Origin of the sequence: Paraglaciecola sp. L1A13 (assembly GCF_009796745.1) — a bacterium.
In the GTDB taxonomy this organism is placed as follows: Bacteria; Pseudomonadota; Gammaproteobacteria; order Enterobacterales; family Alteromonadaceae; genus Paraglaciecola.
The window spans coordinates 2,437,639-2,454,969 of sequence record NZ_CP047024.1 but is presented as its reverse complement, the minus strand read 5'-3'; the positions used below and the strand labels follow the sequence as shown (position 1 = coordinate 2,454,969).

The window sequence follows — 17,331 nt, the reverse complement described above, 5'->3', positions numbered from 1 at the left end:
AATCATCATGGCTGACTTTTATCAAAACGGTATTATCACCACGTTACATAACCTTTCAGAACGTCCGGTTGAAGATTTAGAAAAAGAATTGGTTAGCTTTGCTCGCCGTCGTCCTATGGCACTTATTTTACCTTCATTATTTTCTGAACTTGAAGGTGAAGCACTTCCACATATAGTGTCTGAAATATCAAAAGTACCTTATCTCTCACAAGTCGTTATTGGACTTGACCGCGCAGACAAAGAGCAATACAAACATGCCATTTCGTTTTTTGAAAAATTGGGTCAAAACCATCGTATTCTTTGGAACGATGGACCCCGTTTAAAGGCGTTAGATAAAGAGCTAGCGGAATTAGGCTTAGCACCAAAAGAACTAGGTAAAGGGAGAAACGTTTGGTATTGCATGGGCTATATTCTCGCCACGGGTACCGCTGAGTCTGTAGCGCTTCACGATTGTGATATTCTCACTTATGACCGTAGTTTACTGGCAAGATTGATATATCCAGTAGCTAATCCTCAATTTAACTATGAATTTTGTAAGGGATATTATGCCCGTGTGGCTAATGGCAAAATTAATGGCCGTGTGTCTCGTCTGCTCGTTACCCCAATGCTACGGGCTCTTAAACGTGTGATCGGCAGTACCGAATACTTAGAATTTATGGACAGTTTCCGCTATCCCCTAGCAGGTGAGTTTTCATTTAGACGCGATGTATTAAGTGATATTCGGATCCCAAGTGACTGGGGTCTTGAAATTGGTGTGTTATCAGAAATGCAGCGTAATTATTCAAACAACCGCTTGTGTCAAGCTGATATAGCTAAAACTTACGACCATAAACATCAAGATTTGTCGGCTGACAACGATGCGGGTGGGCTTTCTAAGATGTCTATTGATATCACCAAGGCCATGTTTAGAAAACTTGCAACTCAAGGGGAAACATTTAACACCGAGACTTTTCGTTCAATAAAAGCAACTTATTATCGCATAGCGTTAGACTTCGTTGAAACCTACCACAACGATGCAATCATGAATGGCTTATCACTTGATATACACAGCGAAGAAAAGGCCGTGGAGTTGTTTGCGGAGAATATTATGAAGGCGGGTGAAAGCTTTTTAGATAATCCAATGGAGACCCCATTCATTCCTAGTTGGAACCGAGTTATCAGTGCAATGCCAAACGTACTAGAAAGACTTAGAGACGCCGTAGAGCAGGATTATAACGAGTGTAAAAACACCCTATAAAGTAACAAATACAATTAATGGTGAAGCAATGCAAAGTACTTATAAAGAGCTAACTGAGTTAGTCGAACATCATCTAGCCGTCATTTATAATGAGGTGGAGTTGTCACAAAGTTATCAGGAGGTCGCTCGTGATCTCTTAACGACAATGGAGTTTAGTGAAGATAAAGACATTACTCGCCCTCTGCGTCACCATAACAATTGGACCCAACAAGATGCCGTTCTGATCACGTACGGCGATTCGATTGAAGAAGAAGGTGTTAAACCTTTAAAGACCTTGCATAAATTTTTAAAGCAAAGTTGCACTCAACATATTAACAGTGTTCATATTTTACCTTTCTTTCCTTACAGCTCTGACGATGGGTTCGCCGTCATTGATTACTCCAGTGTAAATGAATCACTTGGAGATTGGACGGACATTAAGAGTATCGCGAAAGATTTTAGACTTATGTCAGATGTGGTTATTAATCACTGTTCGTCGAGAAGTGCTTGGTTTGATAATTTTATAAAAGGCGAAGGTGTGGGCAGCGATTTCTTTTATACTGCAATCCCAGAAGACGACCTATCAAATGTCGTACGCCCGCGCACTTCACCTTTATTACGCGAAACTGAAACAGCTAACGGTATGGAACATGTTTGGTGCACATTTAGCCATGATCAGGTCGATTTTGATTTTCGTAATCCAAAGGTACTGCAAGCCTTTGTTTCAATTATCAGGCAGTACCTGGATAATGGGGTGCGCTTATTTCGGTTGGATGCAGTAGCCTTTCTGTGGAAAAAAGTGGGTACCAGTTGCATTAATTTGGAACAGACTCATGAGGTCGTTAGGCTGCTACGTACCTTGATTGAGTATGCCCAACCTGATGTTATTATCATCACTGAAACCAATATTCCTAATCGAGAAAATTTGGCTTATTTAGGTAATGCCAACGAAGCCCACGCAATTTATAATTTCTCGTTACCGCCTTTACTGGTTAATACCTTAATTACTGGCGATTGTCATTACCTTAAGTCATGGTTAATGAGCATGCCTCCTGCGCAAAACGGCACGACCTATTTTAACTTTATTGCTTCCCACGATGGAATCGGTCTTCGTCCCGCGGAAGGTTTGCTCGAAGACGAAGAACTGACCGTATTAGTTAATACCATGCAAAATTTCGGTGGCAGAGTTTCATGGCGCGCGTCTGAGAATGGTCAACAAAAAGCTTATGAAATTAACATCGCTTTGTATGATGCTTTACAAGGCACCACAAAGGGCCCAGACAAATGGGGATTTCAGCGATTCATATGTGCCCACGCTATTATGTTGGCTCTTGAAGGGATCCCAGGGATATATATTCATAGTTTGTTGGCGACAGGCAACGATTACGAGCGGGTAAAAAACACCAGTCATAACAGAGCAATTAACCGCCACAAATGGCAATACGATGAGTTGCAAAAACAACTCGCATCAACATTTAGCCAGCACCATAAAGTGTTGAATGCTATGGGTGATTTGTTAACTATTCGTCGCCAACAAGTTGCGTTTCACCCAAATGCAACACAGTTCACATTGCAGTTAGGCACGCAAATATTTGGTTTTTGGCGACAAAGTATTGATCGGCGGCAAAGTATATTTTGTATAAATAATATTAGTGATGAACCTCAAGAGATTCATTTAACCGATATTAATTTGGTCGGTACGGATGAATGGCTTGATCTTCTTACCAAACAACCTATTTATGCAACTGATCATACCGTTGAATTAGCGCCTTATCAGTCTATGTGGATAAGTAATTTGCCCAAAAACTAACATCATATAAATCCATTAAAAGTGGCACTATGAATAGAGCGTAATGAATTAATTTATGTTTATCATTTTGTCGCTTTTGCGCTACGCGTAACTAATTTGCTCCCCTTTAACCTACTGATTAATAACATAATTTAAAAACACCTGCATTAAGTGTAACTGTATCCGTACCATTGACTCTTGCAAACATAGCGGCCCCCCCCTTCTAGCCTTTAAATTATTTTTAACCAACTGATTTTAAAGGTATTTATTCCATTGGCACGATATATGTAATGTCTAAATTCGTATTCAAAGTCTTAGTCGTTTCATTTGACTCGGTCGCGCTAGATATGAATACCTGAGCAATATCGCTCGTGAATATGTTGTGTTTGCACTGCCGGTAGAGGCTACCAATGTAGGCACAATCTCGACAACTTAGCTAAGCTTATTTAGCCACAAGGATTCGATACCATGAAAAATTTAATTGCGATTACCTGCCTTTGTTTTGCTTCAGGCTCTGCTTTTGCACAAGAAGACATAATGGACGCACTAGATGCCGATAACGATGGTCGCATCAGTGTAGAAGAAGCATCATCTGATGCGGCGCTGTCTTCAGTATTTACAGAATTAGATGTCAACAAAGACGGTTATTTATCAGCCAGTGAACTTGAAAGTTAATGAGTGGGTTTGAATAGTATTAGCGTCTAAACAAACATTGCCATTGTACTTATCAACATTAGGAGAAAATATGAAAAAAATCATAATCGTGGGTTTATTTTTTATGTCATCAAGCAGCGTTTTTGCTACCACTGACATTTTTACCGCCCTTGATGTAAACGAAGACAATCTGCTTAGTGCCCAAGAAGCAAGTATCGATACTACGTTAACGGCCATTTTTGCTGAACTAGATAACAATAACGATGGATTCGTATCAAAGCAGGAATTTAGCGTTCTGCAAAAGCATTAAGCGACGCATTAACGTAGGGGGAGTAATCCCCCTACCCCGTTGGTCATATTGGCTTGCTGAACTTCGCTAGCTTGACCAAGATACGACTAATTTCCCCATACTATCATTTTGTTCAAGACGCTGATGGGTAATAGCAATATCTTTAACGTCATATCGAGTATCAATCACAGGGCGTAACGCTCCACTTTCAAAGTCTGCCAAAAATTCCTTGGAAAATGCTTCGATTAATGCTGTTTTGTATTCATCAGTTCGGCTGCGAAGTGTTGAGCCAGTAATTGTTGCTCGCTTAGCCAACATAAGTGCCATATCAAGCTTATCGCCGTAACGCCCAGCTAGCATGGCAAGATAGACGATGGTTCCGTCTACATTCAAAATGCGAAGATTGCGATTGATATAATCTCCCCCTACAAAATCAATAATGACATCAACGCCACCTTGCTCAAAACATTCAGCGAAGTTTTGAGTCTTATAATTAATCAATCGATCTGCGCCATATTTTTCACACATAGCTAATTTTTTTTCAGTGGATGCCGTTACGCTGACATGACACCCCCGAGCTTTAGCTAACTGAATTGCGGCCAGGCCAACCGCACTTGCCCCCGCGTGGATCAAAACCCGTTGATCAGGTTTTAAGCCCCCAACCTGAAATAGACTCTGGTATGCAGTCAAAAACACTTCTGCTATTCCCGCTGCACTAGGCATATCAACGCTATTTGGTTTAGCAATAAGGTGTGATGCATTAACCGCTACATATTCGGCATAGCCGCCTCCAGCAACCAAGGCAAAAACTTCATCTCCGATGCACCAATGACTCTGAGTGTCGATTGGGTCTGGCCCGAGTTGAACAACTTCCCCCGACACTTCCAAACCTAATATGGGGCTTTCACCTCTGGGAGCTGGGTATTTTCCCTGACGTTGCAGTGTATCAGCTCGATTTATGCCGAAACTATGCACCTTAACTAATACTTGCCCATGTTTGAGCACGGGTTTTGTTGTATCATTAATAAAAAGCGTGTCAGTCGCTGGACCTTCTTGATAGTCAATAAATTGCATGAATTCTCCATTGAATTTCTTGTTCAGTTTGATGCTCGCGAGAAGGAATATTTACCACACGCTCGCCTATTTAATTCTGTATGTTGGAAACCACTACACTATGTCATCACGCGTTACATTACACCCTGGTCGAGAAAAATCGCTACTTCGCCGTCATCCTTGGATTTTTGCCAGTGCTATCGAAAGCACAAAAGGACGATTAAACCTCGGCGATACCGTCGATGTTTATAGTCATGAAGACGTTTGGTTAGGAAGAGGTGCTTTCTCCCCTCATTCTCAGATACAAGTTAGAATATGGACGTTTGAGCAAAATGAAAGTATTGATAACGGATTTTTTCAACGTCGTATTGCAAGAGCGCAATCATCTAGAGAAGAACTGATACAACGCCATGGTCTTACAGGTTATCGTTTAATTGCTGCTGAATCAGATGGTTTACCCGGTGTCACCATTGATATATATAATAATATTATCGTTTGCCAACTCCTCTCTGCCGGTGCCGATAAACATCGCGAGAAAATAGTTTGGGCACTTAAGTCACAATTTCCACAGCATGTAATTTATGAGCGTAGTGATGTCGCTGTACGTAAAAAAGAGGGCCTAGAAGAAATAGCGCAAGTGTTGGCAGGCGATATTCCAGATGAAGTTGTGATTGAAGAAAATGGTGTGAAAATCATCGTCAATGTAAAGCTTGGTCACAAAACAGGTTTTTATTTAGATCAGCGCGATAACCGCGCTATTGCGGCGCAATACGCTAAAGATCGTGATGTGCTAAATTGCTTTTGTTATACAGGAACGTTTGGTAGTTACGCCTTAGCCGCTGGCGCGCGTAGTGTAACCAGTTTAGATGTATCGGATTTAGCTTTGAAAACCGCTGAACGTAATGTCGAGATCAACGGATTAGATACCAGTAAGTGCGAGTTTAGTAATCAAGACGTGTTTCAAGCACTACGTGATTATAAGGCACAAGATCGCCATTTCTCACAGATCATACTCGACCCTCCCAAATTCGTAGACTCAAAAGCGTCGTTAAATCGTGCCTGCCGCGGTTACAAAGACATTAATATGTTGGCTATGCAAATTATGCAACCCGGAGGGATCCTTGTCACATTTAGTTGTTCGGGCTTGATGCCGTTTGACCTATTTCAGAAAGTTGTGGCCGATGCTGCACTTGATGCTGGTCGAGAGGTTCAGATATTACAGCGTCTTTCTCAGGCTCCCGATCATCCAGTGTCTACAAACTACCCAGAAGGCTTCTACTTGAAGGGCCTAGTATGTAAGGTTTTATAGACAACTTTACTCTCGCGGTGCAACAGGCAAAGCCCTATAACACCGCGAAATGTCGACACAGTAAAAAAGAATAGATAGCAAACCGACTGTTAATTCATTTCTGTAATTTCAACACCAATAATACAGGTCTTGTCTTCGCTGCATTCAGAACGAACTACACGGGCTTTAGCAGATAAAGAAGGTATTTGGCTGTTGGTTGATTCAATATATACATCGACCATTGTTCCAATCTCTACTGACTGTTCGTCTACTTCGAATGACATACCAGTGGCGCTAATATCCTTGCATACCGCTGGTAATGTGCGACTCGACTCATCGTCGTTTACCACTATTTCGCACGCTGAATTTACCATCATACGAAAAAAATTACGTTTGTCGTTGTAGCCTAACATTAAAATTCCGTCCTAGTTTTTTACCTACTCAGTGTTTATAGGGTGCGGTGAAACCAATGTCAACGGACTTTGCTTAATCCAGCTGATTAAATCCGTTGTTTCCTTGCCAAATCAAGTGGCTGCTTCTAGTTGATTAATAATGCGCTTAGTAGAAATAGGCATTGCTGTACCCAATTGCTGCGCAAAAAATGAGACACGAAGCTCTTCAATCATCCATCGCACCTCAGCTAATTCTTGTGGCAAGGGCACACCGGCGGGAATTTTTTGTAGTCGATTGGTGTAGGCTTGCTGAACCTTTTCAACGTTAAGTTGATGAAGTCGATCTTTCGTAGGGTCTATTGGCAGTTTTTCAATACGCCTAGCGATGCCTTCAATATAACGCTGCCAATCATTTAAACGTTCTGAACCGATATCGCTGACAAATCCACTAAAAACTAGACTATCTAGATGCTGTTTAATATCACCATAGGCATTAATCATACTCAATGGCACATTGCCTTTCATTTTTTTCTTAATTTGGTGCGCCTTGGTCAGACCCACTTCAACTTTTTGCGCGATGGCTAATACATGATCATTTATGTCACTGCGCACATAGGTACAACATGCCTCAAAATCTAGCGCAGTGCGGATCTCTTCGTGTTGCGACTGATATTGTTTAATGAGCTCATCAATCGCTGCGGCAATGACATCGTCAATAAGCGCATCGATTCTACCAAACGGATTAAAATATAATCCCAGCTTCGCTTTGTTAGGTAACTTTGCATGCAAGTACTTAATGGGAGATGGTATAGATAATGATATTAGTTGCCGTAAACCAAGCTGATGAGAAGATTCGGCTATATGTGGCTTGTCGAATAACTTGATCGCCACCGAACTCTTCTCTGGGACTAATGCCGGATACGCTTTAACATTAAAGCCACTTTGTTTACTAACGTACTCTTTCGGTAACGTATCGAAATCCCATTGCGTAATACCTGTTTTCTCTAATCCAGGTTTTGCAATGCTGCTCAAGCTCTGCTTAACTTTACCTTGCAGTTCGTGTTGTAAGCCCAGTAAGTCCCTTCCTTGCTTAAGAACGCTATTGTTCTCATCTAACACTTTGAAATTAAATCGCAAGTGCAAAGGTAAGTTATCTATTTGCCAATCATCACCAGAAACGTCCACTCCTGTCATCCGTTTTAATTTCAGACTTAGCGCCGAAAGAAACGTCACAGATTGGCCATGGGAATCAATTGGAGTGATATCTGCTAAACATGCTTCGGCATAATTAGGTGCTGGCACAAAGTTTCGTCGAAGACGCTTAGGAAGTAATTTAATAAGAGTAATAATTAACTCGCTACGCAATCCAGGCACCAACCAATCAAAACCGCTAATCGTTAGTTGATTCAACAGCGATAGGGGTACCAATAAACTCACCCCATCATCGACATCCGTTGGGTTAAAGTGATAATCAAGTCGTAACGTCAAGTTTCCTTGTTGCCATGTTTCAGGAAAATCATATTCGTGAGCCTTCGATGGCGAATTTTTTAGCAGCATTTGCTTTGAATATGTCAGTAAATCAGGTGAAAGGGTGCGAGCTTTGCTCCACCACTTTTTGAAACTGGCTTCACTGCAAACGTGACTGGGAATATGTTCGGCGTAAAAATCAACCAATGCATCTTCGTCAACCAACAAGTCACGGCGACGAGTTTTATCCTCCAGGCCCTTTATTTCATCTACTTCGAGTTGGTTTTCAATTAGAAAATCGTATTGCAGCTTAGTGTCTTGGTTGACAAGCGCTTCACGGATAAATATTTCTCGACTAACAACAGGATCAATTTGACTGTATGCTACCCTGCGCTTTGTGACTAAGGGTAAGCCATATAAGGTAACACTCTCGAATGCTTGGGCGACGCCCTGCTTTTTCGACCAATGAGGCTCACTATAATTACGCTTGATAAGATGAGGTGCTAAAGATTCTAGCCATTGAGGTTCAATCTTGGCGCCCATACGACCAAATAAGCGCGAGGTATCAACAAGTTCCGCAACCATCAGCCATTTCGGGCTAGTTTTGGCAATGCCAGAGCCAGGAAAAAGCATAAATCGGCTGTTACGCGCACCCAGATATTCTTTGTTTTTATCTTTATTCCCAATATGAGACAGCAGTCCTGCCGCCATAGCTTGATGAATAGCCTGATAATCTGCTTCTGCCTGACTAATTCTAAAGCCAAGCTCTGCGATTGATTTTTTCAATTGACTGACGATATCTTGCCATTCACGCATACGCAGGTAATTAATAAAATGTTGCTTACACCACTTGCGCAGTTGGTTATTAGTTAGTTCGGTCTGTTTAGCTTTAAATTCATGCCAAATGGTTAATAAGGCGAGAAAGTCCGAGTCCTTATTGGCGAATGCCTGATGTTTTTCATCAGCAGCCTGGCGTTTGTCTTGAGGTCGTTCTCGAGGGTCTTGAATACTTAGCCCAGCGGTAATCACTGTGACATCACGCATACTATTTTGTTTTTCAGCCTCAACAATCATTCGGGCATATCTTGGGTCAATAGGTAAGCGTGCCATTTGACGACCAATAGTGGTTAAACTTAGGCGGCCGGTATTTTTTTCAACCCCACCTAACTCCTCCAATAGATTAAATCCATCGTTTATACTGCGTGAGTCTGGCATTTGTACAAAGGGAAATTGATCAATTTTGCCAAGCCCCAAGGCCAACATTTGCAAAATAACGGAAGCTAAATTTGTTCTTAATATTTCTGGATCAGTGAATTCATCACGGTTATTAAAATCCTCTTCGCTGTACAAGCGAATACAGATACCGTTGGATACTCGTCCGCACCGACCTGCCCGTTGATTGGCCGACGCCTGTGAAATAGCTTCAATGGGTAATCGTTGGACTTTACTGCGCACACTATAACGAGAAATACGCGCCGTTCCTGGGTCTATAACATATTTAATACCAGGCACCGTAAGGGATGTTTCGGCTACGTTTGTGGCCAATACAATTCGGCGACCTGAGTGGGTTTGAAATATTTTATTTTGTTCTGCGGCTGATAACCTAGCGTATAAAGGCACCACCTCTGTGTGCCTAAATTGTTGCCGCGTAAGGGCATCAGCCATATCACGAATATCTCGTTCACCGCTAAGGAATACTAGAATATCGCCTTGGCTGTGCTGCCCTAACTCATTAACTGCATCAATTATTGCTTGTGCTTGGTCTCGATCATTTTCTTGACTGTCGTCGAGTAAAGGACGATAGCGCATTTCCACGGGAAAGGTTCGTCCACTAACCTGTATAATCGGTGCATTGTCAAAATGCTTAGAAAAGCGTTCCGGGTCGATAGTCGCCGATGTGATGATTAATTTCAAATCCGGACGTTTGGGTAATAGTTGCTTTAGGATCCCCAAAATAAAATCAATGTTGAGACTTCGCTCATGAGCCTCATCGATAATAATGGTGTCATACTTTTTTAAGTAGCTATCTTGTTGAATCTCCGCAAGTAAAATACCGTCAGTCATCAACTTCACATAAGTACGCTCACTGACCTGATCAGAGAAACGTATTTTAAATCCGACTTCGTTACCTAGTTCGGTGTGCAGTTCTTCGGCAATACGATTCGCTACACTTCTCGCCGCTAACCTTCTGGGTTGGGTGTGTCCAATGAGTCCTGCGACACCGCGACCTAATTCTAGACATATTTTGGGAATTTGTGTGGTTTTACCTGATCCTGTTTCACCGGCAATAATCACGACTTGGTTATCGCGGATCGCCTCGGCAATTTTATCTTTTTGTTCCGTAACGGGTAAGTCAGGATAATCAATTTTAGGAAGATTGATTTGACGCTGTTCACGCAATAATACTGAGCGTTCAATATCTTTGCTAAGTTTGGCGAGACCTTCGTTTTTCTTCTCGGTATCAAAGCGTTGAATTTGTTGAAAACGACGACGAATACGAAAACGGTCGGCCAACATGCATTGATCTGACAATGCGTTTATTTGGGCAGAGTTCAAGTGGGTATTTTCTGTTTCAGGAACATGTGAAGACAATAAATTTACTCATACTAGGAGACAACCATAATGGTTGCCGATCCTAGAAGAATGAGTATTTAAATGCTAGTGCCGAATGGGTAAATCGTTAAAAAAGACCTAACCAGCTATTCGATAACCATCTCGGAGTTGCATATCAATGGCATTCAATAGTTGAGAACGGTTAATCGTACCCATAAGATATCCATCATCATCAACTATCGGATACACCTTAGGCTTGGCCACAAGCATTTTTTGAGCTTGCTCGATAACCGATACATAAGATCGAATGGATATCACCTCTGTCTGCATAATGTCTTTTACTCTACAAACCTGCTCACGATAATAACTCGATTCGATCATGCGCACTAAACAGTCCTGCTCGGATAAAAATCCAACAACTCTATTATGATCATCAACCACAGGCCCCCCTGTTTGGCCACTCTGTAATAGACGCTCAACGGCTTCAGCTACAGACATTTCAATAGAAAAGGTCACTGGGCGGCAATTCATATAATCGCTAACTCGTAATGATTGCATAAATACTCCAAAGGTAAGCTACCACTTGCTCAACAAAATTTTTACTACACTGTAAGTTAAGCACAAACTTAGAGATTTAATAGCTTTAGCGTGTACAACTTTAGTATGTTCACTCTATATGTACCGCATATTTAACTAGACAAGCATGTTAAGTGGGAAATATTGGGATTAATTTGAGTTTGCGGCATATTTCTGTTGAGATCCATTGAGAATATAAACGTTAAGGAACACTGTGTCTTCACCCTCTATTTATTGGCACGATTATGAAACTTGGGGTGTCAACCCCCAAAAAGATCCGGCTTGTCAATTCGCTGGTATTCGTACAGATCTTGATTTAAACATCATTTCTAAGCCTCTGATGATTTTCAATCAGATCCCAAATGATTACTTACCTAATCCACAGGCTTGTTTGATCACAGGAATTACGCCGCAACAAAGTTTACGAGCAGGCATGATAGAGCCCGAATTTATCGCTAAGATACATCAAGAGTTTAGCCAAGCCGAAACATGTGTTGCTGGCTACAATAACATTCGGTTTGATGATGAAGTTACACGCTACACGTTGTACCGTAATTTTTATGACCCCTATGCGCGTGAATGGCAAAACGGTAACAGCCGTTGGGATATTATAGATTTAGTCAGAGCCTGCTATGCGTTGCGTCCTGATGGTATTGAATGGCCACTAAAAGAAGATGGCAGTCCAAGTTTTAAATTGGAAGACTTAAGTAAGGCAAATAATATAGAGCACAGTGCCGCTCACGATGCGATGTCCGACGTTCACGCTACGATAGGCATGGCGAAGTTAGTCAAAAAGGCACAACCCAAACTATATGACTATATCTTTAATTTAAGACTAAAAAAGAATGTTATTGCGCTTCTTGATACCAATAATCATACGCCTTTGGTGCACATATCATCAAAGTTGCCTGCCATCCAGGGGTGTTGTACGTGGATTGCGCCGATCGCGCAGCATCCGACTAATAAAAATGCCTATATAGTCGTAAATTTAGACCTCGATATTCAGCCCCTGCTGTTGCTGTCTGTAGAGGAAATCATCAGCAAGCTTTATACGCCAAGTAGTAAGCTCGACGAAGGAGAGCAACGTTTACCGATTAAGCTCATTCATGTGAATAAGAGCCCCGTATTGGCGCCAGCCAAATCACTAAGTGAAGAAAATGCTCAGCGGCTAGGTATCGATCGCCCCGCTTGTTTAAGAAACTTACAATTACTGAAACAACATCCTGAGATTGTTGAAAAGCTAATAGAAGTTCATAATGAGGGCCGCTCAAGTAAAGACCTCGAAGCAGATCATGCTTTATATACCGGCGGATTTTTTAGCCCTGCTGATCGCGCATTAATGAACCAAGTGTTAGTAAGCAGCCCAGAGCACCTGTCTGACCTGAAATTGCCTTTTGAAGATCCAAGGCTTACCACCTTATTGTTCTTTTATAAGGCACGTAACTTCCCAAATACATTGAATGAACAGGAACTTCAGCGCTGGAAAAATCATCGCACATTCCGTTTGATGGACGATAGTTCGCCAGCCAGTATCACAATGAACGATTATATTCAGTCCCTTGAATTGTTGTCACAACAGTATCAATCAAATGAAGACAAATTAACCATACTCAAGGCATTATATAAATATGCAGAACAGCTTTAATTTAAAAGATTGGCAAGGTACATTGAAATTAAGTCATGCTATTTTGATTTTGACCGATAATAAATCAGTTAACCCCGTATTTTAACGTGGTGCGGCGCTAGGCTGTTCCATTGTAGTAGTTTTATTTTTAAAGACGTTAGGTGGTTTGAATGGAAGGAATAATCTTACAGGTTGATGAATCTGATACACATTTGAATGTACAGATTAAGCCTGAAGAGTTGCAAGGTAATCTAGATGTAAAGAGTTTGCTAAACGCTATCAAAAATAGCGAGTTTGGTGATTTTTATATTAACGATGAAGCCGTTCTTAAGCTATTAGCGAATTTACAAAAGGCAATTAAAAATGAATCTAACGATACGCTAATTGAACAGGTTGGCGAACGGCGAGATAACGATGTTAAATGTAAAATTGAAGAAGGCCTGCTCAGTGCGACCCTATCGATTACTAAAGGCTACGGCGCATCACAGTTAACCATTGAAGACTTAGTCAATCTCGCCGAAAATAATAAAGTGCAGCGGGGACTCAGTCGTAAACGTGTTTACGCGCTGCATGAAACATATTTAGTAGCTAAGCCTGGTGAAATTGTTTCTGCCACTATTGCCAAAGGATTACCGGCTAAAAACGGCCGTTCATCAAAATTACAGCCCTTAGTACAAAATGCTTTAGATCGTATTCTACGTCCCCAAACATCTCATCATGGCCGTGTTGATATGCGCAATTTAGGTGACATTATCTGCGTTAAAGCTGGTACTGAATTGCTTCGGCGCTTGCCGCCCTCTAACGGACGTCCTGGCTATACAGTCACAGGCGAAGTGATAACACCTAAAGCTGGCGAATGGCAAACGCTTCGCCCAGGTGACGGGACTGTCATTAGTGCCAACGACGATAATTTACTTCTTGCCGAAATTTCTGGTATGCCAAAATTTAAAGATGAGAAAATGTGGGTCGATGACACCTATATCTGTAAAGGTGTCAACGTAGGCTCAGGTAATGTCAATTATGATGGTGCAGTATTAGTTAACGGCGATGTCACAGAGAAAATGGAGATTATTGCCACAGGAGATGTCACCGTAAATGGTTTTGTTGAATCCGCAACTATCCATGCGGGCGGCGATATTATTATTACTGAAGGTGCAATGGGAAAGGTCAATGATGCAGGTACCGAATACAGCACCATTTTACGCGCCAAAGGCAGTATTCATATCCAACATGGGCAAGGTCTAGATATAAAATGCGACGGAGGCGTCACCATAGGCCGTCAGTTAGCGTTTAGCAAAATTGTGTGCAAGAAGGAGATGTTTGTCGGTCCTATCGATAAGCCTAACGGTAATCTATTCGCTTGCAGTATATTTAGTCAAAACCGTGTTCAGGCAGGTACGTTTGGCGCGGTGTCTGGTAGTAATCTAACATTAGATTTCAGTGAAGGATTCAATAGTCTGCTCGCTCGCAAAGATTCGTTAGATGAGTTGGTTAGGCAGATAAGGCAGAACTGCAGCCGTCATGCTGATCGAATGAAAATTATTAATAGTAAATTTATTCCAGATGATTTACGCGACAAAGTTAACGCTGCCCAAGAATTGTTCGATAATGAATCTCAGCTTATGCAGTGGTTAGAGCAAAAGGCTGTCGAACTAACTGCTAACAAAGACGAATATCAACAAAATATAATGCTGGTAGCAAATAAGCGAATTTACCCAGGTGTGGTAGTTAAATTGAATAACAGAACTTGGCGAGCAGAGCGAGAGTATTCAAAAGCAAAAGTTAGTTTTCAGGGCCATCAATGGCAATGTGAGTCCGTTACCACTTAATTAAAAATAGCAATTGAGTGCCAAACTAAACTTTATAAATAACGGCGCATAAGCGCCGTTATTTATATATTACTGTCGTTTTGCATTTTCAATCGAAGCTTTTAGGGCACGGACCTGAGCGTCACAGGCCGCTCTTCGCTCCCCAGTCATATCCGAACACTTTGCGTCTTTTGACGGCTTAGTATTTAGCACCCCGCTAACAACAGCAGATACCGCACAACCTGGCGCACCGTCACATGTATCTGGTGCGGGGCGATGATAACCATAGGGAGTGGAACATGCCGACAGGAAGACTGTGCTGAATACAATAAAAATTAACGTCTGTTTCATGTGATTACCTTTATGCATAAAGCAAATTTATGATTTATGTAAACGAGCGAGTAAGCTGGATGTGTCGAAGCGATTTCCACCCTGACGCTGCACGTCTGCATAAAATTGATCGACTAACGCCGTTAATGCTAGTGTGCTGCCGTTCTTACGCGCTTCATTGAGCGCTATATTCAGGTCTTTACGCATCCAATCCACGGCAAATCCAAATTCATATTTTCCATCAATCATTGTTTTTGCGCGATTTTCCATCTGCCATGACTGTGCAGCGCCTTTGGAAATAACGTCTATCACCGCTTGGCAGTCCATACCAGCATGTTGACCGAAATGTAATGCTTCCGCTAAGCCTTGGACAACACCGGCTATACAGATTTGATTCATCATTTTCGCTAATTGGCCGCTACCCACCGGACCCAGTAAACGACTAAATCGTGCGTATACTTCGATAATAGAACTGATACGTTCAAAACTTGTCTTTTCCCCACCTAACATAATGGTTAGCTGACCATTCTCGGCACCAGCTTGCCCACCTGATACAGGTGCATCGAGAAAGTCTATCCCTTTAGTATCGCACAATTTAGCCAATTCTCGGGCCACATCAGCCGAGGCCGTCGTGTGATCAACAATTACGCAACCTTTTTTGGCAGAAGCCAATATGCCATGTTCACCACATACCACGGCTCGTAAATCATCATCATTACCCACACAGATAAATATAACGTCAGCGCTTTGGGCAGCCAAACTGGGCGTCAGTTCAGACTGGCCCGAATAAGCCTTTAACCAAGCCTGAGCTTTAGATTGCGTGCGGTTGAATACGGTAACATCGTAACCCGCCTTCGCAAGGTGACCGGCCATAGGAAATCCCATTACACCAAGTCCGATAAACGCTACTTTTATTGCCATAGTGTTGATTTAAACCCTTGATAGTTTGCATAAAAATGCCACTATATTACATCTACCAGCAAACCGGAATGAAACCGTTGAATAACATTTATCAATTCGCTGCAAAGCATAATAATGGCCATGGTCTTTCTCTTGATATCTATCACGGCAAGGTATTGCTAGTCGTTAACACGGCCAGTAATTGTGGCTTTACACCTCAATACGCTGGCTTACAGGCGCTTCAGGAGAAGTTTCATTCCCAAGGGTTTGAAGTGCTCGCCTTCCCTTGTGATCAATTCGGTCATCAAGAACCAGGCGATGATGAGAACATCGCGCAATTTTGTAGTACAAAATTTGACATAACGTTTCCGCTTTTCGCGAAGGTTGAAGTTAACGGGATTAATGCACACCCTTTGTTTATATATCTTAAAAAGCATGCACCAGGTCTATTCGGCTCAACCCGCATAAAATGGAACTTCACAAAGTTTTTAGTCGACAGTCAAGGTAACGTGTTTAAACGTTATGCCCCAAAAACTAAACCGTCTCAAATTGAGCAGGATATCGCTGAGTTATTAGCAAATTAATCAGGTAGCTTAGCTTTCTCTGCGCATTAAAATATGAAAGTACTTGCCTAGCCAAAGAAATGGCTCCTTATCACCAAAGGTAATTTCTGACTCTTTAAGTTGTTCGTAATGAGTCTGTTGCATCTGGGGATCTTTTAAATAGTCATGAAAGCAGCGGATCCCTGCCATATTAGTGATTGTGACATTTTGATCGCGCAAAAATTCGAGAACCACTCGCGGCTCTAAAGGCTTGTTCGGACTAAGCCTTACTTGATTTTTGACCTTCATACCTTGTTTAACGTAATCGAAATTCCCATACAATAAATTACCAAGCGTTTGCGCATCTTTATTAAAAAAGGACAGCGAGAAATATCCGCCCACTTTCGTCATAGCAATCAACTTGCGAATATTGATAAAGGGATCGTTTAACCACTCCAGTACAGCATGACAAACGACCAAATCGTATTGAGTATCCGGTAACCCTAAGATATCGCTGTGAAGAAGCGTTAACTGACTGGCGTTTTGACATTTCACCTTTGCCATATCCAATGTTTCTTGCGAAATATCACTCAAGGTAACCGTTAGCCCGTTATCCAGCAGAACGCGAGACATTTCCCCGGTGCCACCGCCTGCATCAAGTGCAGAGTTTAACTGACTGAAATCTACGTCTTTGTGAAGATGGTACTTTAACAACTCATGACGTAAACGCCCTTTGCTAGTGCCATAAATATTTTTTTCGAACTTATTCGCGATGGCATCAAAATTTTGATCGCATTTATCACTGTGCATGTAATGTACTCATCAGTCGGTGCTGGCACCCTTTCAATTT

15 protein-coding genes are annotated in these 17,331 nt (G+C 41.8%); 8 read left to right on the top strand and 7 right to left on the bottom strand.

Features of this window, described 5'->3' with window-relative positions; translation table 11 throughout:
- Positions 1-7 precede the first annotated feature (7 nt).
- From GQR89_RS10100 to GQR89_RS10085, 4 genes are all read left to right on the top strand, one after another.
- Positions 8-1,237 (top strand): glycosyl transferase, encoded by a 1,230-nt coding sequence (locus tag GQR89_RS10100; RefSeq protein ID WP_158769928.1) that lies wholly within the window; start codon positions 8-10, stop codon positions 1,235-1,237.
- A gap of 28 nt (positions 1,238-1,265) precedes the next feature.
- Positions 1,266-3,026, top strand: a complete 1,761-nt coding sequence (locus GQR89_RS10095; RefSeq protein ID WP_199271405.1) for a sugar phosphorylase — start codon at positions 1,266-1,268, stop codon at positions 3,024-3,026.
- Positions 3,027-3,473: 447 nt separating this feature from the next.
- Positions 3,474-3,680: an EF-hand domain-containing protein gene (locus GQR89_RS10090; RefSeq protein ID WP_158769927.1), complete on the top strand. Its 207-nt coding sequence runs from the start codon at positions 3,474-3,476 to the stop codon at positions 3,678-3,680.
- 70 nt (positions 3,681-3,750) lie between these two features.
- On the top strand, positions 3,751-3,969 hold the full coding sequence (locus GQR89_RS10085) for a calcium-binding protein (RefSeq protein WP_158769926.1): 219 nt from the start codon (positions 3,751-3,753) through the stop codon (positions 3,967-3,969).
- A gap of 66 nt (positions 3,970-4,035) precedes the next feature.
- Here GQR89_RS10085 and GQR89_RS10080 read toward each other — a convergent pair whose 3' ends face one another.
- On the bottom strand, positions 4,036-5,022 hold the full coding sequence (locus GQR89_RS10080) for an NAD(P)H-quinone oxidoreductase (RefSeq protein ID WP_158769925.1): 987 nt from the start codon (positions 5,020-5,022) through the stop codon (positions 4,036-4,038).
- Positions 5,023-5,122: 100 nt separating this feature from the next.
- On the opposite strand from GQR89_RS10080, the gene GQR89_RS10075 reads away from it, so the two are divergent.
- Positions 5,123-6,310, top strand: coding sequence for a class I SAM-dependent rRNA methyltransferase (locus tag GQR89_RS10075; protein ID WP_158769924.1), 1,188 nt, complete (start codon positions 5,123-5,125; stop codon positions 6,308-6,310).
- Positions 6,311-6,399: 89 nt separating this feature from the next.
- On the opposite strand, the gene GQR89_RS10070 is transcribed toward GQR89_RS10075, so the two are convergent.
- The 3 genes from GQR89_RS10070 to GQR89_RS10060 all read right to left on the bottom strand — a co-directional run bounded on the left by GQR89_RS10070 (position 6,400) and on the right by GQR89_RS10060 (position 11,259).
- Positions 6,400-6,702 (bottom strand): PilZ domain-containing protein, encoded by a 303-nt coding sequence (locus GQR89_RS10070; protein WP_158769923.1) that lies wholly within the window; start codon positions 6,700-6,702, stop codon positions 6,400-6,402.
- Between the two features lie 111 nt (positions 6,703-6,813).
- Positions 6,814-10,740 carry an ATP-dependent RNA helicase HrpA gene (gene hrpA / locus GQR89_RS10065; protein WP_158769922.1) on the bottom strand — a complete coding sequence of 1,309 codons (3,927 nt, stop codon included), beginning with the start codon at positions 10,738-10,740 and terminating at the stop codon, positions 6,814-6,816.
- Between the two features lie 99 nt (positions 10,741-10,839).
- Complete coding sequence (locus GQR89_RS10060; protein ID WP_158769921.1) at positions 10,840-11,259, bottom strand: CBS domain-containing protein; 420 nt, start codon at positions 11,257-11,259, stop codon at positions 10,840-10,842.
- 232 nt (positions 11,260-11,491) lie between these two features.
- Between GQR89_RS10060 and sbcB the strand changes: the two genes are divergently transcribed.
- Together sbcB and GQR89_RS10050 are read left to right on the top strand one after the other, a co-directional pair.
- On the top strand, positions 11,492-12,922 hold the full coding sequence (sbcB, locus tag GQR89_RS10055; RefSeq protein WP_158769920.1) for an exodeoxyribonuclease I: 1,431 nt from the start codon (positions 11,492-11,494) through the stop codon (positions 12,920-12,922).
- Between the two features lie 149 nt (positions 12,923-13,071).
- Positions 13,072-14,730, top strand: a complete 1,659-nt coding sequence (locus GQR89_RS10050) for a DUF342 domain-containing protein (protein WP_158769919.1) — start codon at positions 13,072-13,074, stop codon at positions 14,728-14,730.
- A 69-nt stretch (positions 14,731-14,799) separates the two neighbouring features.
- Here the strand turns inward: GQR89_RS10050 and GQR89_RS10045 are convergent, their stop codons facing one another.
- Positions 14,800-15,060, bottom strand: a complete 261-nt coding sequence (locus GQR89_RS10045) for a hypothetical protein (protein WP_158769918.1) — start codon at positions 15,058-15,060, stop codon at positions 14,800-14,802.
- A 27-nt stretch (positions 15,061-15,087) separates the two neighbouring features.
- On the bottom strand, positions 15,088-15,960 hold the full coding sequence (locus tag GQR89_RS10040; RefSeq protein ID WP_158769917.1) for an NAD(P)-dependent oxidoreductase: 873 nt from the start codon (positions 15,958-15,960) through the stop codon (positions 15,088-15,090).
- Positions 15,961-16,028: 68 nt separating this feature from the next.
- On the opposite strand from GQR89_RS10040, the gene GQR89_RS10035 reads away from it, so the two are divergent.
- Complete coding sequence (locus GQR89_RS10035; protein WP_199271404.1) at positions 16,029-16,523, top strand: glutathione peroxidase; 495 nt, start codon at positions 16,029-16,031, stop codon at positions 16,521-16,523.
- 9 nt (positions 16,524-16,532) lie between these two features.
- On the opposite strand, the gene GQR89_RS10030 is transcribed toward GQR89_RS10035, so the two are convergent.
- A complete protein-coding gene (locus GQR89_RS10030; protein ID WP_158769916.1) occupies positions 16,533-17,291 on the bottom strand; it encodes a methyltransferase domain-containing protein in 759 nt (252 codons plus the stop codon).
- Positions 17,292-17,331 lie beyond the last annotated feature (40 nt).

Coding starts and splice junctions, on each gene's coding strand:
- GQR89_RS10100 (WP_158769928.1), top strand. CDS start 8: ATGGCTGACTTTTATCAAAACGGTATTATCACCACGTTACATAACCTT.
- GQR89_RS10095 (WP_199271405.1), top strand. CDS start 1,266: ATGCAAAGTACTTATAAAGAGCTAACTGAGTTAGTCGAACATCATCTA.
- GQR89_RS10090 (WP_158769927.1), top strand. CDS start 3,474: ATGAAAAATTTAATTGCGATTACCTGCCTTTGTTTTGCTTCAGGCTCT.
- GQR89_RS10085 (WP_158769926.1), top strand. CDS start 3,751: ATGAAAAAAATCATAATCGTGGGTTTATTTTTTATGTCATCAAGCAGC.
- GQR89_RS10080 (WP_158769925.1), bottom strand. CDS start 5,022: ATGCAATTTATTGACTATCAAGAAGGTCCAGCGACTGACACGCTTTTT.
- GQR89_RS10075 (WP_158769924.1), top strand. CDS start 5,123: ATGTCATCACGCGTTACATTACACCCTGGTCGAGAAAAATCGCTACTT.
- GQR89_RS10070 (WP_158769923.1), bottom strand. CDS start 6,702: ATGTTAGGCTACAACGACAAACGTAATTTTTTTCGTATGATGGTAAAT.
- GQR89_RS10060 (WP_158769921.1), bottom strand. CDS start 11,259: ATGCAATCATTACGAGTTAGCGATTATATGAATTGCCGCCCAGTGACC.
- GQR89_RS10050 (WP_158769919.1), top strand. CDS start 13,072: ATGGAAGGAATAATCTTACAGGTTGATGAATCTGATACACATTTGAAT.
- GQR89_RS10045 (WP_158769918.1), bottom strand. CDS start 15,060: ATGAAACAGACGTTAATTTTTATTGTATTCAGCACAGTCTTCCTGTCG.
- GQR89_RS10040 (WP_158769917.1), bottom strand. CDS start 15,960: ATGGCAATAAAAGTAGCGTTTATCGGACTTGGTGTAATGGGATTTCCT.
- GQR89_RS10035 (WP_199271404.1), top strand. CDS start 16,029: ATGAAACCGTTGAATAACATTTATCAATTCGCTGCAAAGCATAATAAT.
- GQR89_RS10030 (WP_158769916.1), bottom strand. CDS start 17,291: ATGCACAGTGATAAATGCGATCAAAATTTTGATGCCATCGCGAATAAG.